Annotated in this window: 21 protein-coding genes; 16 read left to right on the top strand and 5 right to left on the bottom strand. The window is 71.4% G+C overall.

Going from position 1 to position 25,389, the window contains the following annotated elements:
• Nucleotides 1–127 precede the first annotated feature (127 nt).
• The 3 genes from AB0G04_RS18235 to AB0G04_RS18225 all read left to right on the top strand — a co-directional run bounded on the left by AB0G04_RS18235 (nt 128) and on the right by AB0G04_RS18225 (nt 2,136).
• Nucleotides 128–1,114, top strand: coding sequence for a TerC family protein (locus tag AB0G04_RS18235; RefSeq protein WP_360983457.1), 987 nt, complete (start codon nt 128–130; stop codon nt 1,112–1,114).
• A gap of 249 nt (nt 1,115–1,363) precedes the next feature.
• Nucleotides 1,364–1,807: a hypothetical protein gene (locus tag AB0G04_RS18230; protein ID WP_360983455.1), complete on the top strand. Its 444-nt coding sequence runs from the start codon at nt 1,364–1,366 to the stop codon at nt 1,805–1,807.
• On the top strand, nt 1,804–2,136 hold the full coding sequence (locus AB0G04_RS18225) for a transcriptional regulator (protein WP_360983453.1): 333 nt from the start codon (nt 1,804–1,806) through the stop codon (nt 2,134–2,136). Before AB0G04_RS18230 ends, AB0G04_RS18225 begins: the two co-directional genes overlap by 4 nt.
• Nucleotides 2,137–2,265: 129 nt before the next feature.
• On the opposite strand, the gene AB0G04_RS18220 is transcribed toward AB0G04_RS18225, so the two are convergent.
• On the bottom strand, nt 2,266–2,676 hold the full coding sequence (locus AB0G04_RS18220; protein ID WP_360983451.1) for a hypothetical protein: 411 nt from the start codon (nt 2,674–2,676) through the stop codon (nt 2,266–2,268).
• Between the two features lie 231 nt (nt 2,677–2,907).
• Between AB0G04_RS18220 and AB0G04_RS18215 the strand changes: the two genes are divergently transcribed.
• Nucleotides 2,908–4,353 (top strand): PQQ-dependent sugar dehydrogenase, encoded by a 1,446-nt coding sequence (locus AB0G04_RS18215; protein ID WP_360983449.1) that lies wholly within the window; start codon nt 2,908–2,910, stop codon nt 4,351–4,353.
• 66 nt (nt 4,354–4,419) lie between these two features.
• On the opposite strand, the gene AB0G04_RS18210 is transcribed toward AB0G04_RS18215, so the two are convergent.
• Nucleotides 4,420–6,327 carry an AfsR/SARP family transcriptional regulator gene (locus tag AB0G04_RS18210; protein WP_360983447.1) on the bottom strand — a complete coding sequence of 636 codons (1,908 nt, stop codon included), beginning with the start codon at nt 6,325–6,327 and terminating at the stop codon, nt 4,420–4,422.
• 178 nt (nt 6,328–6,505) lie between these two features.
• On the opposite strand from AB0G04_RS18210, the gene AB0G04_RS18205 reads away from it, so the two are divergent.
• Nucleotides 6,506–7,846 (top strand): glycoside hydrolase family 16 protein, encoded by a 1,341-nt coding sequence (locus tag AB0G04_RS18205; protein WP_360983445.1) that lies wholly within the window; start codon nt 6,506–6,508, stop codon nt 7,844–7,846.
• On the opposite strand, the gene AB0G04_RS18200 is transcribed toward AB0G04_RS18205, so the two are convergent.
• A complete protein-coding gene (locus AB0G04_RS18200; protein WP_360983443.1) occupies nt 7,836–8,489 on the bottom strand; it encodes a helix-turn-helix transcriptional regulator in 654 nt (217 codons plus the stop codon). The two genes, AB0G04_RS18205 and AB0G04_RS18200, sit on opposite strands and share 11 nt — an antisense overlap.
• Here AB0G04_RS18200 and AB0G04_RS18195 point away from each other — a divergent pair.
• The 10 genes from AB0G04_RS18195 to AB0G04_RS18150 all read left to right on the top strand — a co-directional run bounded on the left by AB0G04_RS18195 (nt 8,488) and on the right by AB0G04_RS18150 (nt 20,659).
• Entirely contained in the window at nt 8,488–9,159 is a 672-nt protein-coding gene (locus AB0G04_RS18195; protein ID WP_360983441.1) for a helix-turn-helix transcriptional regulator, read from the top strand. The two genes, AB0G04_RS18200 and AB0G04_RS18195, sit on opposite strands and share 2 nt — an antisense overlap.
• 194 nt (nt 9,160–9,353) lie before the next feature.
• Nucleotides 9,354–12,503: an amino acid adenylation domain-containing protein gene (locus tag AB0G04_RS18190; protein WP_360983439.1), complete on the top strand. Its 3,150-nt coding sequence runs from the start codon at nt 9,354–9,356 to the stop codon at nt 12,501–12,503.
• A complete protein-coding gene (locus AB0G04_RS18185) occupies nt 12,500–13,777 on the top strand; it encodes an ATP-grasp domain-containing protein (protein WP_360983437.1) in 1,278 nt (425 codons plus the stop codon). Before AB0G04_RS18190 ends, AB0G04_RS18185 begins: the two co-directional genes overlap by 4 nt.
• A gap of 58 nt (nt 13,778–13,835) precedes the next feature.
• Nucleotides 13,836–15,251 (top strand): ATP-binding protein, encoded by a 1,416-nt coding sequence (locus tag AB0G04_RS18180; RefSeq protein ID WP_360983435.1) that lies wholly within the window; start codon nt 13,836–13,838, stop codon nt 15,249–15,251.
• Nucleotides 15,248–15,688, top strand: coding sequence for a response regulator (locus AB0G04_RS18175; protein ID WP_360983433.1), 441 nt, complete (start codon nt 15,248–15,250; stop codon nt 15,686–15,688). Before AB0G04_RS18180 ends, AB0G04_RS18175 begins: the two co-directional genes overlap by 4 nt.
• Nucleotides 15,681–17,630 (top strand): response regulator, encoded by a 1,950-nt coding sequence (locus AB0G04_RS18170; protein ID WP_360983430.1) that lies wholly within the window; start codon nt 15,681–15,683, stop codon nt 17,628–17,630. The genes AB0G04_RS18175 and AB0G04_RS18170 overlap by 8 nt, the downstream gene beginning before the upstream one ends.
• 148 nt (nt 17,631–17,778) lie before the next feature.
• Nucleotides 17,779–18,198: a phage holin family protein gene (locus AB0G04_RS18165; RefSeq protein WP_360983952.1), complete on the top strand. Its 420-nt coding sequence runs from the start codon at nt 17,779–17,781 to the stop codon at nt 18,196–18,198.
• Entirely contained in the window at nt 18,195–18,575 is a 381-nt protein-coding gene (locus AB0G04_RS18160) for a DUF3618 domain-containing protein (protein ID WP_360983428.1), read from the top strand. Before AB0G04_RS18165 ends, AB0G04_RS18160 begins: the two co-directional genes overlap by 4 nt.
• A 35-nt stretch (nt 18,576–18,610) precedes the next feature.
• Nucleotides 18,611–18,937, top strand: coding sequence for a hypothetical protein (locus AB0G04_RS18155; protein ID WP_360983426.1), 327 nt, complete (start codon nt 18,611–18,613; stop codon nt 18,935–18,937).
• Nucleotides 18,938–19,201: 264 nt separating this feature from the next.
• Nucleotides 19,202–20,659 carry a PepSY domain-containing protein gene (locus AB0G04_RS18150; protein ID WP_360983424.1) on the top strand — a complete coding sequence of 486 codons (1,458 nt, stop codon included), beginning with the start codon at nt 19,202–19,204 and terminating at the stop codon, nt 20,657–20,659.
• Nucleotides 20,660–20,787: 128 nt separating this feature from the next.
• Here the strand turns inward: AB0G04_RS18150 and AB0G04_RS18145 are convergent, their stop codons facing one another.
• Nucleotides 20,788–21,399, bottom strand: coding sequence for an MOSC domain-containing protein (locus AB0G04_RS18145; RefSeq protein WP_360983422.1), 612 nt, complete (start codon nt 21,397–21,399; stop codon nt 20,788–20,790).
• Between the two features lie 219 nt (nt 21,400–21,618).
• On the opposite strand from AB0G04_RS18145, the gene AB0G04_RS18140 reads away from it, so the two are divergent.
• Nucleotides 21,619–24,150: an EAL domain-containing protein gene (locus tag AB0G04_RS18140; protein ID WP_360983420.1), complete on the top strand. Its 2,532-nt coding sequence runs from the start codon at nt 21,619–21,621 to the stop codon at nt 24,148–24,150.
• Between the two features lie 61 nt (nt 24,151–24,211).
• On the opposite strand, the gene hflX is transcribed toward AB0G04_RS18140, so the two are convergent.
• A complete protein-coding gene (hflX, locus tag AB0G04_RS18135) occupies nt 24,212–25,387 on the bottom strand; it encodes a GTPase HflX (RefSeq protein ID WP_360983418.1) in 1,176 nt (391 codons plus the stop codon).
• Nucleotides 25,388–25,389: the final 2 nt, after the last annotated feature.

The following is a 25,389-nucleotide window of genomic DNA, read 5'->3' as shown; positions in this document are numbered from 1 at the left end:
ATACGTGCCCGGCCCATCCGGGTTCCGGCGACGCAGCCGCTGTTTCAGTGGCCCGGGGAGACCTTCGTCCAGCAGCGCCGGCCTATTCCCCCGTGGAGGCCGGCCGGGACGAAAGGTCTCCCTCACCATGTCCGCGTCCTGGTGGATCTGGGCTCTGCTCATGCTGGCAATCGCCGGCATGCTCGCGATCGACCTGTTCCTGCACCGCGACAACCACGTCATCGGCTTCCGTGAGGCCGTGGCCTGGTCCGGCATCTGGATCGCGGCCGGCCTGCTCTTCGGCGTCGTTCTGTGGGCCTGGCAGGGCGGCGACGTGGCCGGCACCTACTACGCCGGCTACCTGATCGAGAAGGCGCTGTCGATCGACAACGTCTTCGTCTTCGCGCTGATCTTCAGCTACTTCGCGGTGCCGGCCGCCCTCCAGCACAAGGTCCTGTTCTGGGGAGTGATCGGTGCCCTGGTGTTCCGGCTGGTGTTCATCTTCGTCGGCGCGGAACTGCTGGAGACGTTCTTCTGGACCGCGTACGTGTTCGGCGCGTTCCTGATCTACACCGGCTACCGGATGGCGTTCCGCCACGACGAGCAGACCCCGCCGGACCGCAACCCGGTCGTCCGCCTCGTCCGCAAGGTCATTCCGACCGACGCCGACTACCACCGCGACAGGTTCTTCACCCGGGTCGACGGCAGAAGGGTGGCCACCCTCCTGTTCGTCGTACTCATCGCGGTCGAGACCACCGACCTGATCTTCGCCATCGACTCGGTTGCCGCGATCCTGGCCATCACCACCAGCACGTTCATCGTCTGGACCGCCAACGCGTTCGCCATCCTCGGCCTCCGCAGTCTCTACTTCTGCCTCGCCGGGCTACTGCGCCGGTTCGTGCACCTGCACTACGGCCTGGCCGTACTGCTCGCCTTCGCCGGCGTCAAGCTGATCCTGTCCGAGACCCCGGTCGGCAAGCTGCCCATCCCGGTCACTCTGGGCGTCATCGTCGTCACCATCGCCGTGTCGATCGCCTGGAGCCTGCGCAGTACTCGCGGCACCACCACGACCGGCACCGGTGACACCCCCGAAGCCGGCAAGCCGGCGGATCCGACCACCATCACGGCGCGCTGATCCTGCGGCAGCGCCCACAGTGAAGGCCGGTCGGCGACGCCGCTGCGCTCCCGGAGCGCAGCGGCGTCGTGTCCGACGCGTGCAAGCCACCCAGGGCCTGCAGGAGAGCGCGGACGCCGGGCGCGACCCGGCCTTGCCCCGTGCGGCGAAGGGTTCGGGGAGTCCCGAGGCCCACTGTTGCCTTCCGGGAAAGAGTCTGCGATAGTTGCCTCATCGGCAACACTTTCCTCCAAGGAAGGAATTCTTCACATGGACGCTACCCAGGCCGCACAAGCTCTCACCGAGATCAACGAGCGCCAGCAGCAGACCTTGCGCCAAGGCAGCCCTCGCCGGGTCCCGGCCTGGTTCAAGTTCGGCACGGCGGCCGCGCTGGCATTGACCTCGGCCAGCCACGACGTAGCTGGATGGCGGGGCACCGCGATGACTCTGACCGCTCTCGTCGCACTGATCGGCCTCGCCTTCGCGCTGGAACGCTTCACCGGCGTGCGGCTACGCCTCCGCGCCCAGCGCTGGACGCCGATGGTCCTGTTCAGCTTGGCCGTGCTCACCACACTCATCGGCGTGGGCACACTGCTGCGCCTGTACGACGTCCCCGCCGACGGCACCCTCGCGGGCCTCGCTGCCGCCGTGGTGTGGGTCGCCGCCATGGGACCCACCCAGGCCGCCGCGAGCGCCCCCCGGAACCCGGCATGACCAGCGCCCGACCGGCCGGCTTCAACGAACTGCTGCACTTCCCGGTGCGGCTGTCCCTCGTGTCCCTGCTGGCCCCGGCGGCACACGCGGACTTCAGCTACCTCCGCGAGGCCACCGGGCTCAGCGACTCCGCCCTCAGTAAGCAACTGACCACCCTGCAGGACGCCGGCTACGTCGAGGTGCGCCGCACCGGCCGCCGCGCCACCGCAAGACTCACCGACACCGGCCGCAACGCCCTCAACGAACACGCCCACGCCCTGCGAGTCCTGCTCGGCGACGCCCTCGACGCCACACCCACCGGCGAGACGACCGCGGTCAACCCCGCCTGACGCGATGCCGGCTGCCGGCGGCAACATCCCCACCGACGATCACTTCCGGCGCCACCGGTGGACGGCAGGCCGACCGCCGGCGTTCGTAAGATGGCCGCCAGGCACCTCGACAGCTCGCCGGCAAGCCTGTCAGAGGCAGTTGGTCATGGTGTAGCGGTGGGTGTCGATGCCGGGAAACTGTTCCCGGGTGACCTCGCGAATGTGATAGTCACCGGCCGGGACCGACACACACCAGCCGACATAGGTGAACGTTCCGCTGCCGTTGACTGCCGACGAGCTGACCGTCACCCGGTGCGCCACATTGCCGCAGTTCCGGTAGGTGACGTAGATCGTGTTTCCCTTCCCTCCCGGCTGGGACACGCTGGTCCAGCAGGCCGGCGCCAGGTTCTGCGCGGCAGCCTGGGCCGGTGCGGCAGCGGCCGGGCGGCCGGTCGGCGGGCCGGCGCTCGCTGCGGCGCCGGTGAGCAGCGAACCGGCGAGCCCGAATACGGCAAGTGCGCCGAGCGTCGAGGTGGCGGTGCGCTTCGTGAAGATGGTCATGGGAGTCCTCCTGTGTGGAGCCGGCTCGCGCTTGTGGGAACTCCCGTTACCGCCGAAGGTTCCAGCGCGGGAGCTGTGGTGGCTTGGTGACGCGACGCTATCCGGACATCCGCCTCCCATGACTCTCGCTGGCCGGATGCGGCCACCGGGACCCGAGCGGACGGCCTTCGTTTGGACGCGCTCCCAGCACGCGCGTACATTGAAATCCGTCTATTCGATCTGGAGGTGCCCATGCGCCGTACGATCGCCGCGTGCAGCGCGTTCGCCGCGCTCACCCTGGGTGTCGCCGTGGTCGCGGCGGGCCCGCCGGCTGCGGCTCTCGAACCCGACCTGACCAATCCGCAGACGGTTGCGACCGGGCTGACCGTCCCGTGGGGCCTCGGCTTCCTGCCCGACGGCAGCGCGCTGGTCGCCGAACGCAACAGCGCCCGCGTGCTGCGTGTGCGCCCCGGCGCCGCGCCGGTCACCGTCACCACCATCGCCGGCGTTAGCGCCACCGGTGAGGCGGGCCTGCTCGGCCTGGCGGTGTCCCCCACCTTCGCGCAGGACAATCTGGTGTACGTCTACTTCACCTCGGCCACCGACAACCGGATCGTCCGGTTCCGGCTGAACACGCCGCAGACCCAGCAGGTGGTGCTCAGCGGGCTCGCCAGGGCGAGCATCCACGACGGCGGGCGCATCGCGTTCGGCCCGGACGGGATGCTGTACGCCGCCGTCGGTGACGCGGCCGTGACGTCGAACGCCCAGAACCAGCAGAGTCTCAACGGCAAGATCCTGCGGATGCGCCCCGACGGTGGTGTGCCCGCCACCGGTAACCCGTTCCCCGGATCGCTTGTCTACAGCCTCGGTCACCGCAACCCGCAGGGTCTGGCCTGGGACGCGCAGGGCAGGCTGTACGCCTCCGAGTTCGGCCAGAACACCTGGGACGAGGTCAACCAGATCGTCGCCGGCGCCAACTACGGCTGGCCGACGGTCGAGGGGCGCAGCAACGACACCCGTTTCCGTAACCCGATCGTGGTGTGGACCACCGCCGAGGCGTCACCGAGCGGCGCCACCATCGACGGCCGGACGTTGTACGTCGCGGCGCTGCGCGGCCAGCGCCTGTGGTCGGTGCCGCTCGACGGCGCCGGCGGCGCGGGCACACCGGTCGCGTTGCTGCAGGGCCGGTACGGCCGGCTGCGCACCGTGGAACGCGCGCCCGACGGGGCGCTGTGGGTCACCACCAGCAACCGCGACGGCCGCGGCACTCCGGCGGCCGACGACGACCGGATCCTGCGGTTCCCGCCGCTCGGCTCCCCCAGCACACCGCCGTCCGCCTCGCCGTCGCCGTCCGTCTCCACGTCGGTGTCCCCGCCGGCCACGGCGTGCTCGGTGCGGTGGACCGCCGACCAGTGGGGCAGCGGCTTCACCGCGAACGTCGCCGTCACCAACCTCGGCGCGGCCCGGACGTCCTGGACGCTCGCCTTCACGTTCCCCGGCAACCAGCGGGTCACCAACGCGTGGAACGCCACGGTCAGCCAGTCCGGCACCGCGGTGACGGCACGTAACGCCTCCTGGAACGGCTCCCTGTCGACCGGCGCCTCGGTCACGTTCGGTCTGCAGGCCACCTACACCGGCGCCAACAACCGGCCCACGGACTTCCGCCTCGACGGCACGGACTGCACGACCGCCGACTGACCATCGCCACGCCGCGCCGGGAACCAGATCGGTCCCCGGCGCGGCGGATCACGGGGGCGGGGCGTGTCAGCCGCGTGGCGGCAGATGGCCGTAGTCCCGGACCACCTGGGTGGCCATCGTCATCGTGGACGGGGAGGCCCGCAGCAGGTCGTCGTCGCGGAAGCTGAACGCGAACAGCCCGTCGGCCACCAGTCCGGACAGCGCCGCCGGGGTGAAGGTGGCCCGCAGGTCGGTCTCGTACACATCGACCGGGTCTTCGTGCGGCCCGAAGTAGGCGCACATGACCGGGCCGTACGCACCGAGCACTTCGACCATCTGCCGGATGTCCTCGGCGTTGCCCTTCTTCTCGAAGGCGTTGAAGCTCTGGAAGTCCGAGGCGCTCATCGCCTCCACGAAGTACTGGAACATCGACATGCCGGCGCCGATGCCGGGCTCGTCGTACGACGCGGTCCAGCCGTCCCAGTTGAGCGCCACCCGCGCGTTCGGGGCCTCCTCGTGGAACAGTTTCAGGACCTCGAAGTACCGGTCCTTCAGGGCCTGGTAGTACAGCGTGGTGGCCGGGTCCGCCAGGTAACCGGTGTTCGCGCAGGCCAGCTTCTGCAGCCCGTGGAACATCGAGATGTACAGCGGCGGCCCGTCGGGGCGTCCGGCGAAGGCCCGCGCCAGGCGGCGCATGTCGGGCAGGAATTCGGCCGACAGCGGGTACGGCTGCCCGCAGGCACGGCCACGCGAGGTCTCGATCGACGTGCCCTCCTCCCAGGTGGCGACCACCACGTGCATCGCCCGCCCGGACCGGTAGATCCGCGGGATGACGTCGTTGCGCCAGCCCTCCATCTGATTCAGCTGTTTCGGGCCGTGGTACCAGGTGGTCATCATGCCGATGCCGGACGGCACCAGCGGTGAGCGTTCGGCCTCGATCACGTTGGGGCCGAGGCCGAACAGCACGCGCGGCCGGCTCGCCGTGGTCAGGGCGGGCACGTCCCGGGCCGGCCGTGGCACCGACGATCCGCTCAGCGAGGCCAGCAGCGCCACCAGCAGGCCGGCGAACAGGGCACGCGACCACCGGCGGGCAGGCGACGCGACGGCCGCGGGCTCCGGGCGTACGACATCGGATCCGCCGGCCGGCGCGGAAGGTGCGACCACCGAGGCCGAATGCGCGACCGCCGAGGCCACAGGTACGACCACCGGCGCCGTGGGCGTGACCGCCGGCTTCGCGGGCGCCGCCGCGGTGTCGGAGAGCAGCGTCCGGTAGATCTCCTGCAGCCGGCGGCCCGGTTCGGCGCCGAACTTCTCCAGCAGCGTGGCCCGCGCCTGTTCATAGCTGGCCAGCGCGTCGACCTGCCAGCCGGCCGCCCGCTGGGCCAGCATCAGCCGTTCCCAGACCAGCTCGCGCAGCGGGTCGTCGCCGAGCGCCGCGCGCAGCACCACGATCGCCTCAGCGGCGTCGCCCTGCTCGATGAGGGCGTCCGCCTGGCAGTACCGGGCCGTCCACCGCATCTCCTCGAGGTGCCGGGCGGTGACCACGTCGACGATGTCCTCGTCCGGAAGCCCGCGCCACAGCCCCAGCGCCCGCCGCTGCCGGGCGACCGCGTCGGCGGGACGGCCGCCGGCGAGCGCCTCGACGCCCTCGTTCACCAGGCTCTCGAACAGATCGAGGTCGAGCTCCCCGGGGCGTACGGCGAGCCGGTACGCGCCCCGCCCGCCGGCCAGCCGCTCGCCGCCGGAGTCGTCCGGGAGGAGCTTGCGCAGCTGGTGCACATAGGTCTTGAGGCTGCCGCTGATCGAACTGGGATAGCCGGTGCGGTCCCAGAGCGCGCCGGCCAGTTCCTCGACCGGCACCCACGTGTTGCGGTGGCGCAGCAGGACGGCCAGCAGGCTCCGGCGTTTGCCGGGCGGCAGCGGGTCCGATGCTCCACCCGGATCGAGCACGGTCAGCGGCCCCAGAGCCGCGAAGACCGGTTCATCCTGTGCCACATCTCCCCCTCGCATCGGCCTTCATCGATAATTCTAGGCCGCCGGAACGACGGCTCGACCTGCCCCTTCACCCCGTGTTGACCCAAGTTCGCCGGTGGCGTCCCTGATCAGGGGTCGTGCGCCCGGTCGCCGCTGCTCCTAGAACCGAAAGGGAATCGAACCAACGACAGGAGACACGATGCGATCGTGGAATCGGCGGACGACCGCCATCTGCGCGGCAGTCGCCGCGTTCGCCCTGGGCGCCGGGACCGCGGCGGTGGCGGCCGGAGCACTGGCGGCGCGGACCGGCACGGTGATCGGTACGTGCGCCAACCCGGTACTGGAACGCGACCTCACCGGGTGGGGCCGGCACAACACCGGCGCCGCCGGTTCCCGGGTCGCGGTGGGGGCGCACGTGGTGGCCGACCACGCATACGTGCAGCCGGCCGCGAACGGCGCCAACCCGGAGATGTACCTGCCGCAGAAGGACGTGTCGGCCGGCGAGCAGTGGCGTTTCGCCATGGACACCTGGGTGTCCGGCAGCGCCGCCACGGTGCAGGCCCGCATGCAGGTCGACTGGTACAACGCCGCGGGCGGCTACCTCGGGCACGTCAACGGCACCGAGTCGGCGGTGCCGGTCACCACGGCCGAGCAGTGGACCCGCGTCGCCGGCGACTTCACCGCACCGGCCGGGGCGGCACGCGCCAACGTGACCGCCCGGATCGCCGGACCGGCCGGCCTGACCTGGGCGGCGACGGCCTGCGACTACCGGCCGGCCGGTGAGGGCGGGCAGAACCCGCAGCCGACGACACCGCCGCCGACCACACCGGCCGGTGACACGGCGGCGAGCCGGTTCGGCTGGGGAACGCCGCTGCCCGCCTCCGACGAGTTCGACTACGGCAGCGCGGCGGCGCCGGCCGTACCGGACCGCACCAAGTGGGAGCTGGCCGGCGACGGGGTGGGCCAGTGCATGAACGGCCACAACGGCAACGGGCGCCGCTGCGACGCGAACAGCCGGGTGCTCGGCGGGATCCTGCGGATGACCGGTGAGGCCGACGGTGACACCGGCTGGCTGGGCAGCACGCTGTCGCAGAAGTACGGCCGGTGGGAGGTCCGGGCCCGGTCCCAGGCGACCGGGGCGAACAACGGCCGGCAGTACCACCCGGTGCTGATCACCTGGCCGGAGTCGAACGAATGGCCGGAAGGCGCGGAGTACGACTACCTGGAGAACAGCGCGCCGGGCGAGCAGTGTGCGGGGGCGTTCCTGCACTACCCCAACCATCAGCCGCGCACCCAGGAGCACGCCGAGAAGTGCGGCGTCGACCTGACCCAGTGGCACAACTTCGGCTTCGAGTGGACCCGGCAGCACCTGAAGGGTTACATCGACGGTGTCGAGTGGTTCTCGTTCAGCCGGGACTGTGTGCAGTGCGCGCCGGGGCCGATGTTCCAGACCATCCAGCTCGACAACTTCTTCGGCGGCTCCATGCAGCCGGCCGTCTTCGAGATGGACTGGGCCCGGGTGTACGCCGTCACCGGCTGACCGGGCCGGGCCGGCGGATCTCGAGCAGATCCTCCGGCCCGACCAGTCCGTCCTCGACGGCGCGGGCCAGCAGGTCGGCCTTGGTCGGCAGCAGCCAGCCGGCGGCGGCGTACTTGGCCCGGACCCGTTTGATGTACATGTCGACAGTGTGCGGCGAGATGCCCATCCGGCGGGCGACCGAGGCCTTGGTCAGCGACCGCAGCCACCACACCAGCGCGGTCCGCTCCCGCCCGGACAGTCGTGGCGCGGCGTGGGCGGCCGCACCGTCGGCACCGGTGACCGTCAGGATCGCCGCGATCAGGGCCAGCCGGCCCTGATCCTGGCCGACGCAGGCGTCAGCGCCGGTGGGGCACGGACCGGTCGCCCCGACACCGGCCCGGCAGGAGTTCCCGGCCGGGGCGAAGGCGACCACCCGGTTGCCGGAACGGCACACGTCACCTACCAGGCCCGGCGGGCCGCCGTGCGGGTCCAGAACCACCACGTCGGTTCCGTCCCCCGGCCCGACCGGCAGCAGGCGCGGGTCGCAGCGCAGCCAGCCGCGCACACCGTCGGTCACCACGGGGGTCAGCTGCCGCACCCCGACCCGGATCGGAAGCACGCCACCGGCCGGTTCCGGCGCGGCGTAGCGAAGGAGGAATGCCATGCCGACCATGCTGGTGACGCCGGTGACGGCCCGGTCAGCGCCGGGTCAACGCGCAGCTCGGCGCGATGCCGCAACCGTGCTCACCGCTCCCGCGTCGGTCGACGCCGCACTGGCGGCCGCCACCCGGGAGGTGCTGATCGCCGGCTGGTACGGCGCGGACGGCACGCTGGGCCGCGCCGACCGCGACAACCTGCGCCGGGGTGTGCGGTACCGGGTGCTGCTGCCCGACAGCGCCCGCGACCGTCCGGCGGTGTGCCGCCGGTTCGGCTGCCTGGCCGGGGACGTGGAGGTCCGTACCGTGCCGGTGGTGCCGGCCGCAACGGCCGTGATCGACGCGGCGGTCGCCCTGTTCCCGGCGGCCCGGCCCGCCGACGGCGTCGCGCTGGTGACGCTCACCGGTGTGGTCGCCGGCGCGGTGGCACTGTTCGAACGGCTGTGGGACGGCGCTCTCCCGCTGTCCGGTGACGACGGCGCCGGTGGCCGGGAGCGGGAGCTGCTCGCGCTGATGTCGGCCGGCCACACCGACGAGTCGGCGGCGGCCCGGCTCGGCGTCTCGGTTCGCACGGTGCGCCGGATGATGTCGGCGCTGATGGTGCGGCTGGGCGCGCGCAGCCGGTTCCAGGCCGGTCTGCGGGCGGCGGGCCGCGGGCTGCTGACGCCGCCGTGCTGAGTCGTGGCCGTCTACTGATCGGGGGCCGGGTGCGCGGCGGCACGGCCCGCCGCGCACCCGGCGTGGACGGCCGCGGCGCCAGAATGTGCCGATCGAAGTACTTGACTACTTAATCCCGGTATGAGCCTTCACGATGGAGACAGGGCCGATACGGAGGCCGTCGACCCGTCTGCAGGCGAGATCGGGGTGTGACCATGGTGGATGACGGATCCGGCGCGGAGTTGCCACCGGCCGGGTGGTCGGGCCGGGCGACCGGCTATCCCGGTGACTCCTCGATCGTGGACCTGTTCGCCAGGCAGGTGGCGGAGCACGCTGACGCGACAGCTCTGGCCGAGGGCGGCCGCCGGGTCACGTACGCGGAGCTGGATCGCTGGTCCGGCGCGCTCGCGACCCGGCTGGCCGAGACCGGCGTGCGGGCCGGTGACCGGGTGGGCCTGCTGGGCGAGCGGTGTCTCGAGGCACCGGCCGGGATGCTCGCCATCCTGCGGGCGGGCGGCGTCTACGTCCCGCTGGACTCCACGGATCCGGCCGGCCGGCTGCGGACCCTGATCGAGCAGATCGGCATCCGGCAGGTGCTCCGGTTACCGGGAGCCGACGGTCTGCTGCCGGAGGTGGCCTCGATCCCGGTCGCGGCCCATCGCGAGGGTCCACCACCGCCGAGGCCCGCGACCGGTGGCGGTGATCCGGCGTACGTCATGTTCACCTCCGGGTCGACCGGGGTTCCGAAGGCCGTCGCGGTCCCCCACCGTGCCGTGGCCCGGCTCGTCCTCGGCGACGACGACCTGCGGATCAGCGCCGGTGACCGGGTGTCGCACACCGGCCATCCGGCGTTCGACGCCTCCGTGTTCGAGATCTGGGGCGCGCTGCTCAACGGCGCCCGGCTGGTGATCGTCGACCACCCCACACTGCTGGATCCGGCCCGGCTGGCGGAGTTGTTCACCCGGGAGCGGATCACGGTGGCCTGGCTGACGGCCGGGGTGTTCCACCAGTGCGCACGCGCCCGGCCGGGGATGTTCGGCGGGTTGCGCTGCCTGATCGCCGGTGGTGACGTGCTCGATCCGGCGCTGGTGGGTTCGGTGCTGGCGAGCGGGCCGCCGAGCCGGATGCTCAACGGGTACGGGCCGACGGAGAACACCACGTTCTCGGCCGTCCATCACATCACCGAGGTTCCCGCCGGGACCGTACGCATCCCGATCGGGCGTCCGATCGCCAACTCGACCTGCCACATCGTCGGCGACGACGGCGAGCCGGTGCCGGTCGGCGCCGAGGGGGAACTGTGGGTCGGCGGCGACGGGGTGGCGCTGGGATACCTCAACGATCCCGCGGCGACGGCGGCGAGATTCGTACCGGACCGGTTCTCCGGGCGGCCGGGTGCCCGCCTGTTCCGTACCGGCGACCGGGCCCGGTGGCTGCCCGACGGCACCATCGACTTCCTCGGCCGCCGGGACCGGATGCTCAAGATCCGCGGTTTCCGGGTGGAGCTGGACGAGATCGAGGCGGTGCTCGCCGCCGCGGACGACGTCGCCGCCGCGGCGGTCGTGGTCACCGGTGACGATCCGGACACCCGGGCGATCGTCGCCTACTTCCAGCCGGTCCGCCCGGCCCGGCCGGACGACGACCCGCTGCCCGCGATCCGGGCGTTCCTCGCCGCGCGGCTCCCCCGCTTCATGCTGCCCGCACGGCTGGTCCCGGTGCACCACCTGCCGCTGGCCGGTACCGGGAAGGTCGACCGGGCCGCCCTCGCCGCGCTGGGGACCGGCTCGGACGGCCCCGGCCGCGCGTCCCCGGCGGGCCCCCGGCCGCGGACACCGACCGAGGTGGGGGTGGCCCGGCTGTGGGCGGAGGTTCTCGACCTCGATCCGGCCGAGGTCGGCCTCGACGACGGCTTCTTCGATCTGGGCGGCAACTCGCTGCTGGCGGCACGTCTGTTCGTACGGCTGCAGACGATGTTCGGTGTCGATCGCTCGCAGAGCCGGTTCCTGACGTCGCGGCTGCTGGCCGATCCACGCCTGTCCGCCTGTGCCGCCGCCGTGCAGGAGGCCCGCACCGGCCTGATCGACCGGGACGCCGCCGTGCTGGACGCCGACTTCCGCCGCGAGAGCGCCGGGACCGCGGCGGTGGTGGCGCGCCCCCGGACACCGGCCGACGACGACGAACCCACCGCCCCGCTACGGCTGGCGGGTGGTTCGATCCTGCTGACCGGCGCCACCGGATTCCTCGGCGGCTACCTGCTGCGCCGCCTGCTGGACACCACCGAGGCGACAATCCACTGCCTGGTCCGGGCCGCCGGCGAGGACGCGGCCCGGCAGCGGCTGGCCGAGGGACAGCACCGCTACGGGCTCGGCGATCTTCCTGCCGACCGCGTCCGGCCCGTGCCCGGCGACCTCGGACGCCCGGGCCTCGGGCTGCCGGCCGCGGTCTTCGACGAGCTGGCCGCACGGGTGGACCTGATCCTGCACGCCGGCGCCTACGTCAACTTCGTCTACCCGTACTCCCAGCTCGCCCCGGTCACGGTCGGCGGCACCCGGGAGATCGTGCGGCTGGCGACGCCGCGGGGCGTTCCGGTGCACTTCGTGTCGACGCTCGCGGTGCTGGCCGGGTTCGGGGCCGCCGGGGTGCGCGAGGTCACCGAGGACACCCCCCTGGCCCACCCCGAGCTGCTGTTCATGGGCTACACCGAGACGAAATGGGTGGCCGAGGCGGTGCTCGGCCATGCGGCACGCGACGGTCTGCCGGTCGGCATCCATCGGCCGTACGAGGTGTCGGGCGACCTCACGCACGGGGCGTGGAACCTGGAGAACGCCACCTGCGCGATGCTGCGGCTGATGGTCGACATGGGTCTCGCCCCGGCCATCGACATGTCACTGGATCTGGTGCCGGTCGACGTACTCGCGGCGCAGATCGTGCACATCGCGCTGACCCGTACCCGGCAGACGCGGACCTATCACCTGACCAACCCGGGCCCGGCGACGCTGGCCGACATGACCGAGGTGCTGCGCTCGCACGGCTACCGGATCCGGACACTGCCGTTCGACGCGTGGGTGTCGCGGGCGGTGGAGTTCGTGGCCGAGAACCCGCACCACCCGTTCACCCCGTTCGTGCCGCTCTGGGTGGACCGCTGCCCCCGCAGTGGTCTGGTCGTCAAACAGATGTACTTCACCAGCGTCTTCCCGCGCTTCGGTCGCGGCAACGCCGAACGGGCGCTGGCCGGGTCGGGTCTGTCGATGCCACCGGTCGACGCCGCACTGCTGGACCACTACGTACGCTTCTTCCGCCGTTCCGGATACTTTCCCGCGCCGGACGCGGACCGCGAGGTCACCGACTCACGATCGGGCCGGGCATGACGGGCCCGGACCCGCTGCCCCGGGTCGCGGTGGTGTTCGACTTCGGCTCCGCCACCCCGATGAGCATCCTCGCGTCCGCCCGCGGCCTGGCCGAGATCGTCTTCCTCTGCGACCGGAACCTGCCCCACGTCCGTGCACTGTTCGACGACATCCGCACGCTGGCCCGGGTCTGCGACATCACCGGGCTGACCGACGACCGGATCCTGGCGGCGCCGGACTGCGCGGGCCTGGCCGGCATCACCACGTTCAGCGAGAGCCGGATCGCCCGTACCGCCGCGCTCGCGGAACGTCTCGGCCTGTGCTTCCTCGACCGGCGCGCCGCGGCGGCGGTGACCGACAAGTACACGCAGCGCCGCCTCCTCGCCGAGGCGGGTGTGCAGCACACCGAGTGCCGCGTGGTCCGGGACCCGGCCGGCCTCGACACGGCCCTGGACACGGTGGGCCTCCCGGCTGTCCTCAAACCGCGTCGCGGCGCGGCGAGCGCACGCACCTGCACGGTGCACACCCGGCAGGAGGCCGCCGCACAATTGCGGGCCTTCACCGTCCCCGGCGGCGGCGAGTTCGTCGTCGAACGGCTCCTGCCGGGTGATCCGTCGGTCGCCGGCCGGGAGTGGGCCGACTACGTCTCGGTGGAGTCGGTGATCTCGCACGGCGTGATCCGGCACGTCGAAGTGACCGGCAAGTTCCCGCTCGCACCACCGCTGCGGGAGACCGGGTACGTGGTCCCCAGCACCCTCGGCGAGGACATGCGCGCCCGGGTGCTGCACCTCGCCGGTGCGGCCCTCGTGGCTCTCGGGATCCGGCACGGTATCGCCCACACCGAGGTCAAGCTGACTCCGGACGGGCCGCGGATCATCGAGGTCAACGGCCGGCTCGGCGGATATGTCGCCGACCTGGTACGGCGGGCGCGCGGCTTCGATCTGGTCCGGGCGGCGCTGACGGTGGCGCTCGGGCGGACCGGCGACACGGCGGCCACGACGTACCGGCGGCACGCCTTCCAGTACTTTCTCACCCCGCCCATGGACGCGGTCGCGGTACGGCGCCTCGACGGGCTCGACGACCTCGGCAGGGTTCCGGGTATCCGTTTCGTGGAGACCTTCGCGGAGCCCGGCACAGTCCTGGACTGGCGGCGCGGCACGCTCACCTACCTGGGCATCGTGCACGGGTCGGCGCCGGATCATCCCGGGGTGCTGCGGCTGGTCGATCTGGTGCACCGGACCCTGCGCATCGAGTACGACCACCCGCCCCGCGGCGCCGAATCCGGACCGGCCTGATTACGCACAGTGGTAGCGTCGTGATGCACCGTAGTTGTGGCGCATTCGGGGGGCCGCGATGTCAACGACGCCTACGGTCAGCGCCCCGCCACGGACGCCGCAGCGGAGCAGCGTACTCCGGCGAGAGACCGACCCGACGACCACGCCGGCGGCCCTGAGCAGCGGGCTGGCCGCCGTGGTCGCGGCGAGTTCCGCTCTGGGCTGGCTGCTCGCCACCCGCCGGACGGGCCGGGCAACCGGCGCGGTGGCCGGGATCCACGTCGTTCTGGTCGCCGGTGCCGGGCTGTACGCGCTGCACCTGCTCCGCCAAGCCGGCCAGGCTCGCCAGGAAGCGCTCGACGAGGCGGCCGCCAGCCACAACCAGCTGCAGAAACTGATCGACAACACGAAGTCGAACATCTACATGAAGCGGGTCGACAACGGGCAGTACCTGCTCGTCAACCGGGAATGGGAGCGGCTGTTCGGGGTCACCCGCGATCGGGTGATCAACCTGACCGATCACGGCGTGTTTCCCGTAGAACTCGCCGATCAGCTGCGGGCCAACGATCTGCGGGTCGCCGCCGAGGGCAAGTCGGTGCAGTACGAGGAGACCGCGGACGGTATCGACGGCGAGCGGACGTACATCTCCGTCAAGTTCCCGGTCCTCGACACCGCCGGCCGGCCCTACGCCGTGTGCGGGATCTCCACCGACATCACCGAACGCAAACGAGCCGAGGACGAGATCCGCAACCTCAACGCCAACCTCGAACAGAGAGTCCGGCAGCGTACGGCCGAACTCGAGGCCTCGAACAAGGAACTGGACGCGTTCGCGTACTCCGTCTCGCACGATCTGCGCGCCCCGCTGCGCTCCCTGCACGGGTTCAGCGACGCGCTGCTGGAGGACTACGCCGACGTTCTCGACGACGTCGGCAAGGACTACCTGCACCGTCTGCAGCGCAACGTGGGACGCATGGGCCGGATGATCGACTCCCTGCTCAACCTGTCCCGCGCCACCCGCGCCGACCTGGACCGCCGCGAGGTGGACCTCACCGCGATGAGCCAGGAGATCATCGCCGACATGCGCGCGGCAGACCCGGATCACGAGGTCACCCTCGTCGTACCGGAGGGTCTCACCGCCGATGCCGATCCCCACCTGCTGCGGCTGGCCCTGCACAACCTCCTGGCGAACGCCTGGAAGTTCACCGCTGGACGCCCCGACCCGGTCATCGAGATCGGCCAGGTCGTCCGCACCGGCGACACCTACTTCTACGTACGCGACAACGGGGTGGGATTCGACATGAAGTACGCCGGCAAACTGTTCGACGCCTTCCAGCGGCTGCACACCACCTCCGAGTTCGAGGGCACCGGCATCGGGCTGGCGATCGTGGCCCGCGTCGTACGGCGTCACGGTGGCCGCATCCACGCCGAGGCCGAGACGGACCGCGGTGCGACGTTCTACTTCAACCTGACGAGTACCCCGAGGGGAACGCCATGACCGTCGGCGACCGGATCCTGATCATCGACGACAGTCCCGACGACGTCGCACTCACCCTGCGAGCCCTGAAGAAGAACAACATCACCAATGCCGTGGACATCGCGACCGACGGCGAGGAGGCGCTGCGCTACCTGTTCCCGCCCGATGGACAACCGCCCGTGCCGCTGCCCGCCCTGGTGCTGCTGGACCTGAACATGCCCAAGGTCACCGGGCTGGAGGTGCTACGCAGTATCCGCGCCGACGCCCGCACCCGATATCTGCCGGTGGTCATCCTCACCACGTCGACCGAGGAGCGCGACATCGTCAACACGTACGACATCGGCGCGAACAGCTTCGTCCGCAAACCGGTCGCCTTCGACGAGTTCCTCGACGCGGTACGCCTGCTCGGCATGTACTGGCTCCTGGTGAACCGCCCAGCGGGACGGCTCCATGACTGAGGAGCCCGACGTCATCCGGCTTCTGCTGATCGAGGACAGCGAGGACGACGCCGTTCTCGTGGTGAACCGCCTGCGGCGCTCCGGGCTGGACATCGAGTACGAGCGGGTCGAGACCGCCGACGCGATGGCGGAGGCCCTGCGCCACCGTCCCCCGGACGTGGTGATCTCCGACAACGGCCTGCCCCGCTTCGACGCGGGCGCGGCGCTGCGCCTGCTGCGCGAGACCGGCCTGGACGTTCCGTTCATCGTCGTCTCCGGTCAGATCGGCGAGGAGTCGGCCACCGCGCTGATGCGGGCCGGCGCCCAGGACTTCGTGCTCAAGGACAAGCTCACCCGTCTCGGGCCCGCCGTGCAGCGCGAACTGCGCGAGGCCCACGACCGTCAGGAACGACGGCGGGCGCAGGCGGCGCTGCACGACAGTGAGGAACGGTTCAGGCTGGTCGCGGAGAACCTGCACGACGTGCTGTTCCGATTCGTGCCCGGCCCCTCACCGGCTCTCGAGTACATCAGCCCGGCCATCGCCACGCTCACCGGCCTGAGCCCGGAGCAGCTGTACGAACGGCCGGAACTGCTTTTCGACATCATGGATCCGGCCGAGGGCGAACTGATGAGGCGCTCCTGGCAGGTGCCGCTGGACAGTCCGCTCACGCTGTCCTGGTCCCGCCCCGACGGCACGCGCGTGGTCGCCGAGCAACGACTCGCCGAGGTGCGCGACGCCGGCACCCTGATCGCCGTCGAGGGCATCCTGCGCGACATCACCGAACAGATCGAGGCCGCCGAACAGCGCCGTGAACTGGAACGCAAGCTGCACCAGGTGGAACGGCTGGACTCCCTCGGACAGCTCGCCGGCGGCGTGGCGCACGACTTCAACAACATCCTCGGGGTGATCGGCGGCTACACCAACTTCGTCCTCGAAGAGCTCGGCCCCGACCATCCGTGCCGCACCGACCTGGAGAACATCGACCACGCCGCCCGGCGTGCCGCCGCCCTGACCCGCCAGCTGCTCATCTTCAGCCGCCTGCAGCCGTCCAACCCGGAACTGGTGGACCTGAACGCCGTCGTCGGCGAGATCGAACGGCTGCTGCGCCGGACCATCGGCGAGGACATCGATTTCGGGACCGACCTCCGCCCGGAGCTGCCACTGGTCACCATCGACCCGAGCCGCCTGGAACAGATCATCATGAATCTGGTGGTGAACGCGCGCGCCGCGATGCCGGAAGGAGGACATCTGATCCTGCGTACCGCGGCGACCGATCAGGTCCCCGCCGCCGCCCTCGGCGCCCAGCCCTCCCCCGGCCGGCACGTCACCCTCACCGTGGCCGACACCGGATGCGGCATGGACGAGGAGGTCCAGCGACGTGCGTTCGAACCGTTCTTCACCACCCGCAGTACCGGCCAGGGCACCGGACTCGGCCTGGCGACCGTCTACGGCGCGGTCCAGGAGGCCTCCGGCGCCATCACCGTCGACTCGGCGCCCGGCGCGGGAACCAGGATCACGGTGTACCTGCCGGCCGCGGACGCACCGGCGCCGGCGGCCGCACCGGGCGAGGCGCGCCGCACCGCGAGCCCCGGCCACGGCGAACGCATCCTCGTGGTCGAGGACGACGACGACATCCGCGCCATCACCCGGCGGTTGCTGACCCGCGGCGGATACCAGGTGTCCGACGCCCCGACCCGCGAGCAGGCGCTGGAGATGCTCCACGAGAAGTCTCCGCCGTTCGACCTGCTGCTGTCCGATGTCATCATGCCCGGCATGCCGGTTCTGAAGTTCATCCAGACGGCTGTCGCCATCCGGCCCTCGATCAGCATCGTCTTCATGTCCGGGTACACGGCCGACAGCGACCGTCAGCTGCCCGAAGGCGTTCCCATCATCGACAAGCCGTTCAACGCCGACACGCTGCTGCGTCAGATCAAGGCCACGCTGCAGGGCCGTACCGGCTGAACACCCGCCGGCTCCGGCAGCCACTTTCCGGTGACCGCGGCCGGCCCGGCGCCGGCGTGTCGCGTGCCACCCGGGCTGACATCGGTTTCGCCTGCTCATGGGAAGGGCAAAGCGACCCCATGGCAGCGAGGAGGTGCGAACCGTGACGATGAGCGAAACCCCCCGGCCCGCGACAGCGGGTTCCACAGCCGACCTGGTGAGCCAGGCAGCGGCCCAGATCTCCACGCTCGTACGCGACGAGCTGGCACTGGCCAAGGCGGAGCTTGCCGAGAAGGGCAAACGCGCCGGGGTCGGCGGCGGCCTGTTCGGCGGAGCCGCCGTACTGGCGTGGTTCGGCATCGGCCTGCTGCTGACTCTCGCGGTCGTCGCCCTCGACCTGGTCTGGCCACTGTGGCTGTCCATCCTCGTGGTGATGATCGTGGTGTTCGCCGCCGCGGGCATCGCCGCGATGCTTGGTAAGAAGCAGTTGAGCAAGTCCAGCCCGCTGCTGCCGCAGGACGCGATGGCGAGCGTGGAAGCCGACATGGAAACCGTGAAGAACGCTGCACACCGAGGACGGCACGCATGACCACATCAAGTAATCCGGCAGGTCAGGAACAGCTGACCGACGAGATCGAGCGGACCCGCGCCGACCTGGGTGCCACCGTCGAGGCCCTGGCGGCCAAGACCGATGTCACCACGCGGGCGAAGCAGGCGGTCAGTGACACCGCCGTCCAGGCCCGGCAGCGCGTCTCCGCGGCCACGACGACGACGGCACGGCTGGCCGGTTCCACCACCCAGCGACTGGCCGAGGCGAGTCGCCGTCCCACGGTGCGCAAGACCGTGCCGCCGGCGTTGATCGCCGTGGCGGCGGCCGTGGGTACCACGATCCTCGTCGTACGGCGCCGGCGTGCGGCAGCCCGCCTGGTTCCCTCCGGGCCTGCCTGGCTGCGTCGTTTCCGCTGATCCATTTTTTCGAACACGAACAGGAGAACACGTTCATGGCGATGTTGAAGCTGGTGGCCGGACTCGCGGTCGGCTATGTCCTGGGCTCGCGGGCCGGGCGCGACAAGTACGAGCAGATCGCGGCGACCGCCCGCAAGGTCAATGCCCACCCCACCGTGGTGCAGGCCCAGGAGAAGGCGAAGGCCCTGATCAGCACGGGCACCGACAAGGCCACCGCGAAGATCCACTCGATCGCGCCCGCGGAGGAGGAGCCGGTCACCGTGGTGTCCGGCAAGCCGGCCCGATCGGCCACGCCCAAGCCGGCCACGCCGAAGCCGGCCACGCCCAAGCCGGCACCGGTCGCCGGCCAGCCGCCGCTGTAACACCGCCCACGAAGGGACCGGCACATCGTGCCGGTCCCTTCGTATGTCCTCATCGGCCCGGTGGTCACGGCCCACCACCGCGGCGTCCCACTCGGCCACGCTGAACGATTGCTGGGAACTTCCGGGCACCGGCCGGCGACTATCGCGATGACCTCCTCGACGGAGAGGAGGTCACTCGACGACTCAGCCGGGGAACCGGCGCGTCGACTGCCACCCCGGATGCGGCGTGCCCGTGCGCGCCGCCGACCCTCACGAGGACAGCCGATGGCCATCATCCCCGACGTCAGCGACCCCGTTGCGGCTGCCGGACCCACCGGACGCCGCACCCGGTCCGCCCGCAGCCTCGGCCCGCTGCTGCTGCGCCTGCACTTCTACGCCGGTGTCCTGGTCGCACCGTTCATCCTGGTCGCGGCGGCGACCGGCTTCCTGTTCACCCTGGTCCCGACCCTCGACAAGATCGTCTACAGCACCGAACTGGTCGTCGGCAGTCCCGGCACCACCACACTTCCGGTCGTACAGCAGGTCGCCGCGGCCCGTGCCGCCCATCCCGGCGGGGCACTGACCGGGATACGGGTCGGCGAGGGCGACGCCACCACCCAGGTCGACTTCACCTCGCCGGAGCTGACCCCGGAGTCGGAACTAGCCCACACCGTGTACGTCGACCCGTACACCGGGAAGGTGACCGGCCAGCTGACCACCTGGTGGACCGCGACACCGTTGCACACCTGGCTCGACACGTTCCACCGCGACCTGCACCTCGGCAGGACCGGTGAGTTGTACTCCGAGCTCGCCGCCAGCTGGCTGTGGGTCCTCGCACTGGGCGGCGTGATCCTGTGGTGGCGCCGCCAGCGCGGCAACCGCACCGCCCGCCGCCTGCTCACCCCCGAACTGTCGGCCAAGGGCGTACGGCGTTCCCGCAGCTGGCACGCCGCCACCGGGATCTGGCTCACCGCCGGTCTGCTCGTCCTCTCCGCGACCGGCCTCACCTGGTCCGGCTACGCCGGCGCCAACTTCGACGCCGCCCTGGACGCCGTCAAGGGCAGCCGCCCCTACGTCACCACCGATCTCGGCGCGGCCGCGCCCGCGGAGTCCGGCGGGCACCACAGCGAAGGCGGTTCAGCGGCGCCCGCCGCTGTCGACCCGGCCGCCGTCGACACCGTCCTGACCGGCGCCCGCAACGCCGGGATCGACGGCCCGGCACAGATCACGCCGCCCGCCGACGACGTCAGCGCCTGGACGGTCACCGAGACCGACAACGTGTGGCCGGTCCGCCTCGACAGTGTGGCCGTCGACGCGAGCGGCAAGGTCACCGATCAGGTCGCCTTCACCGACTGGCCGTTCCTGGCCAAACTGAGCTCCTGGGGTATCCAGGCGCACATGGGTCTGCTCTTCGGCCCGTTCAACCAGATCCTGCTCGCGGCGCTGGCCATCGGCCTGATCACGGTGATCTTCTGGGGTTACCGCATGTGGTGGCAGCGCCGGCCCACCCGTACCGACCGGCGTGCCCTCGCCGGCGCCGCGCCGGCCCGCGGTGCCTGGCAGCAGCTGCCTGCCTGGGCCATCGTCGCCGGTGTGCCGGTCGTGTTCGCGATCGCCTGGGCGCTGCCGCTGCTCGGCATCCCGCTGCTGGCCTTCCTGGTCCTCGACCTGATCACCGGCGCGGTCCGCAAGGGCCGCAACCGGCCGGAGGTGCCGGTCTCGCCCGCCCCCGCCGGCAGCTGACCCGCGTGGTGCCGGGCGCTCCCGGCACCACGCGGCACCCGGCGCGCTCAGGCCGCCAGGCTGAGGCCGAGGAGGTCAGCGCGCCGGGCGGCCGGCGGCCCCGTCAGCGCACCGGCCTCCGGCACGTGTCACTCGTGCCCGGCGGAAGAGCTTGATCGCGGCGACGCGGGGATCTGTCGCACGGTGTCGCCGGGTGCGATCGTCCCGCCGGCGATCACCCGCGCGTTGAGACCACGCAGCCGCAGCTCCTTGGCCTCGGCGGTCCAGACGAACTTGTGGGCGTCACGCCCGTACCGGGCGGCGAACTTGGCGCAGCCGGTGTGCGGCTGCTCGGTCACCTCGATGACGGCCTGCTCGCCGATCGCCAGCCGGGAACCGGCCGGCAGCGCGTCGAAGCTCAGATCGAGGTCGACGTAGAGCTGGTCACCGGCGAGCGCCCAGGCCTCGGGGTCCGGGCCGGCGATCAGTTCCGCGAACCGCGAGTTGATGACGTTGAGCTGCATGTCGGGATGTGGTGTGTTGTCGGGGGTGCGTGAGCTCGGCCGCCTGCTCCAGCTGTCACCGACCAGTCCGTACTCCCGGTCCAGTTCGGCCCGGGCCAGCACCTCCCGTGCACCGGCGGAGGGCCGGCGCACGGCCAGTTCCAGGGTGCCCGCGCCCCGGGGGGACTGCCGTACCAGGTCGAGTCCTTGCCGGATTTCCGTCAGTGATCTGTGCCGTACCGCGATGGTGTCGTTCACAGCCAGACTGTGCCTGGAACCCGCAAGCGACGTCCATGTGGTTTCCCGCACCTCGGAACCTCGTCGTCGCCCGGGGCGGGCTGTCCGGATCGGCTGACGGGACGCGCCGTCCCGCCTTGTTCCGGTGTGCCGTTCCAGCCTGATCGGGCCGGATTCTCAGTTGCGCGCGATGCCGACCGATAAGCGAGGCACTGGCCTGCACAGGGATTCGAGGAGACGATGACGCGTCGGTGGTCCCGGCCGGATTGGCAGGTCGCGGCACTCACCGTGGCGCTGGGCGTCGCGGCGCTGGCCTTCAACGGCGTGCTCGTGGCCGTCGGCGACAAGCCGTTGCTCGACGGATTCGGGCAGCTCGGCTGGTTCCTGGCGCTGCTGGTGATGTTCGCCCTCTCCGAGGGTTTCGCCATCCATGTGCGCGTCCGCCGCGGCGGTCACGCCATGAGCATCACCGAGATCCCCATGGTCATCGGTCTGACGATGCTGAACCCGTTGCTCGTGGTCGTGGCCCGTACCGCCGGTGCCACCGCCGGGCTCGCAATCCTGCGGCGCCAGCGCGGCCGGAAGCTCGCCTTCAACATCGCGCAGATCAGTCTGCAGGCCACCGTCGGCATCGCCGTCTTCGGCGCCCTGGCCGACTCCGTCGACGGGATGACCGGCCCCCGCGACTGGCTGGCCGCGTACGCCGCCATGCTCGCCGCCGACATGCTCGCCATCATCCTGCTCACCACGGTGATCAGCCTGCACGACGACCCGTCGGAATGGCGGCGCCTGCCGTCGGCCATGCGCGGCCTCGGCCTGGTGCTGGTCGCCACGAGCATCGCCCTGATCAGCGCGATCGTCATCCAGAGCAGCCCGTACGCGGTGGCGATCCTTGCCGTGCTCTACGGGGTGGTGCATGTCGGCTACCGCGGCTACGTGCGGCAGAGCCAGGGCAACGAGCAGGTTGAGAACCTCTACGCCTTCACCAGCGCCCTGGACGGTTCCCTGGACACCGGCCAGCTGACCCGCATGATCCTCGAGCAGGTCCGCGACGACCTGCGCGCCGGCGACGTCGAACTGATCCTGCCGCCCTGCGCCCCGCAGCCGGGAGTGCGGGTGCGGCTGTCCGGCCAGGGCCAGATCGACGAGACACTGATGTACGAGCCCGCGCCGGACGCCTGGTGGGCGCCGGCGGCCACCGGTGAACTGATCCTCCTGCCGGCCGACCCGTCGCGCGTGAACGGGCCGGTCGACGCCATGGCCGTTCCGGTGCCGGTGGGCGGGGACCTGACCGGCGTACTGCTGGTGACCGAGAGCCTGCCCGACATCACCACGTTCACCGCGGAGCATCTGCGGCTGCTGCAGGCGATGGCGAACCATGCCAGCGTCGCGCTGGCCAACGCCCGGCTGGTGGACCGGCTGCGTGAGGAGGCCGTGGAGAAGGAACACTCGGCGCTGCACGACTCGCTCACCGGCCTGCCGAATCGGCGGCACCTGTACCGCCTGCTCGACACCGCGCTCGGAACACAGCCGGGGACCGCCGCCCACACCGCCGTGCTGATGATGGACCTCGACCGTTTCAAGGAGATCAACGACGGGCTCGGCCACGACGTCGGCGACGCGCTGCTGCGTGTCGTGGGCGAACGGCTGCGGGACCGCCTGGACGGTCGCGGCGCTGTCGCACGCCTGGGCGGCGACGAGTTCGCCGTTCTGATCCAGGTCGCCTCCGCCGAGGACGCCACCGCCGCCGGACATGAGCTCGCCCGCGACCTCGAACATGCCGTGCACGTCGGTCACCTCACCCTGTACCCGCGCGCCAGCATCGGCATCGCGCTGGCCCCCGACCACGGCCAGGACAGCGGAACCCTGCTGCGCCGGGCGGACGTCGCGATGTACGCGGCCAAGCAGGCACGCTCCGGGGTGCGCGTCTACCGGGCGTCCGACGACCAGAACACCCCGCATCGGCTGGCGCTGATCGGGGAACTGCGCAAGGCCGTCGAGTGCGGGGAGACCATGGTGGTGTTCCAGCCGAAGGTCGATCCGGCCACGGGTACGGTCCTCGGCGCCGAAGCGCTGTCACGGTGGCATCACCCGGAACACGGGTTCATCGCCCCCGACCTGTTCGTTCCGCTGGCCGAGCACTCCGGCCTGATCCGCCCCCTGACGCTGCACGTGCTGGAGATCGGGGTGCGCAACTGCGCCGCGTGGCGCCGGGCCGGTCACGATCTGCACGTCGCCGTCAACCTGTCGCCCAACACGCTGCTCGACGACACGCTGCCGGAGGTGATCATGCGTCTGCTGGCGGAGAACGACGTCCCCGCGGCGGCGCTCACCCTGGAGATCACCGAAGGCACCCTGATGGCCGACCCCGACGGTGGTCTCGTCACCCTCCAGCGGTTGCGCCGCCTGGGCATCAAGATCTCGATCGACGATTTCGGTACGGGATATTCGTCCCTCGGCCGGCTGCGCGACCTTCCGATCGACGAAGTGAAGATCGACAAGTCCTTCGTGCAGAAGGCGGCACACGACCTCCGCGACCAGGCACTCACCAGATCCATCGTGCAGCTCGGTCAGGCTCTCGGCCTGCACGTCGTCGCGGAAGGCGTGGAGGACGAGACCACGTACGCCTACCTCGCCGGGATCGGCTGCGACGCCGTGCAGGGATACCACGTCTCCCGGCCGCTGCCGGAGGACAAGTTCGCTGCCTGGCTGCGCGACAGCCCCGGACACACGGCCACCGGCACGGTCGTCCACCTCACGGCCGCCCGGTAGGGTACCGGCACAGGTGCGCGGGCGATCGGCGGCGATCCGCCCGCGGAACGTACCGGGGTCCTCAGCCGGTCGCCGCCACGACGGCCTGTGCCATCGCGTGCAGGCGGGTGCCCAGCGCCTCCCGCAGATCGGCGATGCCCTCGCCGGTGAGCGCGGAGACCACGATCGCGTCGGGATGCGCCCGTCGCAGCGCGGTCACCCACTCCGGGGGCGCCACGTCGGCCTTGTTGAGCACGAGCAGCTCGGGCAGTTGCCCGGCGCCGATCTCGTGCAGCACGCCGTGCACCGTGGTGATCTGCCCGGCCGCGTCCGGCGCCGACGCGTCGACCACGTGCAACACCAGGTCGCTGCCGCTGACCTCCTCCAGCGTGGACCGGAACGCGTCGACCAGCTGGTGCGGCAGGTTGCGCACGAAGCCCACGGTGTCGGTCAGGGTGAACTCCTGCCCGGCCGCGGCGGTGCGCCGGACCGTCGGGTCCAGGGTGGCGAACAGCACGTCCTCGGTCAGCGCCGTCGCGCCGGTGAGTTTGTTGAGCAGGGCTGACTTGCCGGCATTGGTGTAGCCGGTGATCGCCACCGAGGGCACCCGGTTGCGGGCCCGGCGCCGCCTCACCCGTTGCCGGCGGCGGGCCAGCTCCGCGGCGTCGGCCCGCAACCGCGACGCCCGCTGCCGCAGACGGCGCCGCTGTACCTCCAGGCGCATCTCACCGGGTCCGCGGACGCCGATGCCCGCCCCGCCGGCCATCCGCCCGCCACCGACCCTCGACAGGGACCGGCCCTCGCCACGCAGCCTCGGCAGCTGGTAGGCGATCTGGGCCAGTTCCACCTGCAGGCGGCCCTCACGGGAGCTGGCGTGCTCGGCGAAGATGTCCAGGATCAGCGCGGTCCGGTCCACCACCGGCACCCCCACCGCGTCCTGCAGATTACGGGCCTGACCGGGGCTGAGCTCGCCATCGGCGATCACCAGGCCCGCTCCGCGTTCGGCGACCAGCCCGGCCAGCTCCTCCGCACGGCCCGAGCCGAGGAACGTCGCCGGATCCGGCCGGTCCCGGTTCTGCACCAGCTCGCCCACCACCGCCAGTCCGTCGGTGTCGGCAAGCCGGCGCAGCTCCGCCAGCGACGTCTCGGTTCCCGCGCCCTCGCCGGTCTCGTCCCCGCGCCGCACCGCGACCAGCACCGCCCGCGGCGGTTCCGCCGCGTCGCCCGGTCCCGATCCCAGCAGCCATGTCCCGGCCATCA

It is taken from the genome of Actinoplanes sp. NPDC023801, assembly GCF_040639655.1.
Lineage (GTDB): Bacteria > Actinomycetota > Actinomycetes > Mycobacteriales > Micromonosporaceae > Actinoplanes.
The sequence above is the reverse complement of the archived record's forward strand: the minus strand, read 5'-3'. Positions and strand labels throughout refer to the sequence as shown.

Excerpts from the sequence above, each read along its gene's own strand:
- AB0G04_RS18235 (WP_360983457.1), top strand. The coding sequence starts at position 128 with ATGTCCGCGTCCTGGTGGATCTGGGCTCTGCTCATGCTGGCAATCGCC.
- AB0G04_RS18230 (WP_360983455.1), top strand. The coding sequence starts at position 1,364 with ATGGACGCTACCCAGGCCGCACAAGCTCTCACCGAGATCAACGAGCGC.
- AB0G04_RS18225 (WP_360983453.1), top strand. The coding sequence starts at position 1,804 with ATGACCAGCGCCCGACCGGCCGGCTTCAACGAACTGCTGCACTTCCCG.
- AB0G04_RS18220 (WP_360983451.1), bottom strand. The coding sequence starts at position 2,676 with ATGACCATCTTCACGAAGCGCACCGCCACCTCGACGCTCGGCGCACTT.
- AB0G04_RS18215 (WP_360983449.1), top strand. The coding sequence starts at position 2,908 with ATGCGCCGTACGATCGCCGCGTGCAGCGCGTTCGCCGCGCTCACCCTG.
- AB0G04_RS18205 (WP_360983445.1), top strand. The coding sequence starts at position 6,506 with ATGCGATCGTGGAATCGGCGGACGACCGCCATCTGCGCGGCAGTCGCC.
- AB0G04_RS18195 (WP_360983441.1), top strand. The coding sequence starts at position 8,488 with ATGCCGACCATGCTGGTGACGCCGGTGACGGCCCGGTCAGCGCCGGGT.
- AB0G04_RS18200 (WP_360983443.1), bottom strand. The coding sequence starts at position 8,489 with ATGGCATTCCTCCTTCGCTACGCCGCGCCGGAACCGGCCGGTGGCGTG.
- AB0G04_RS18190 (WP_360983439.1), top strand. The coding sequence starts at position 9,354 with ATGGTGGATGACGGATCCGGCGCGGAGTTGCCACCGGCCGGGTGGTCG.
- AB0G04_RS18185 (WP_360983437.1), top strand. The coding sequence starts at position 12,500 with ATGACGGGCCCGGACCCGCTGCCCCGGGTCGCGGTGGTGTTCGACTTC.
- AB0G04_RS18180 (WP_360983435.1), top strand. The coding sequence starts at position 13,836 with ATGTCAACGACGCCTACGGTCAGCGCCCCGCCACGGACGCCGCAGCGG.
- AB0G04_RS18175 (WP_360983433.1), top strand. The coding sequence starts at position 15,248 with ATGACCGTCGGCGACCGGATCCTGATCATCGACGACAGTCCCGACGAC.
- AB0G04_RS18170 (WP_360983430.1), top strand. The coding sequence starts at position 15,681 with ATGACTGAGGAGCCCGACGTCATCCGGCTTCTGCTGATCGAGGACAGC.
- AB0G04_RS18165 (WP_360983952.1), top strand. The coding sequence starts at position 17,779 with ATGAGCGAAACCCCCCGGCCCGCGACAGCGGGTTCCACAGCCGACCTG.
- AB0G04_RS18160 (WP_360983428.1), top strand. The coding sequence starts at position 18,195 with ATGACCACATCAAGTAATCCGGCAGGTCAGGAACAGCTGACCGACGAG.
- AB0G04_RS18155 (WP_360983426.1), top strand. The coding sequence starts at position 18,611 with ATGGCGATGTTGAAGCTGGTGGCCGGACTCGCGGTCGGCTATGTCCTG.
- AB0G04_RS18150 (WP_360983424.1), top strand. The coding sequence starts at position 19,202 with ATGGCCATCATCCCCGACGTCAGCGACCCCGTTGCGGCTGCCGGACCC.
- AB0G04_RS18140 (WP_360983420.1), top strand. The coding sequence starts at position 21,619 with ATGACGCGTCGGTGGTCCCGGCCGGATTGGCAGGTCGCGGCACTCACC.
- hflX (WP_360983418.1), bottom strand. The coding sequence starts at position 25,387 with ATGGCCGGGACATGGCTGCTGGGATCGGGACCGGGCGACGCGGCGGAA.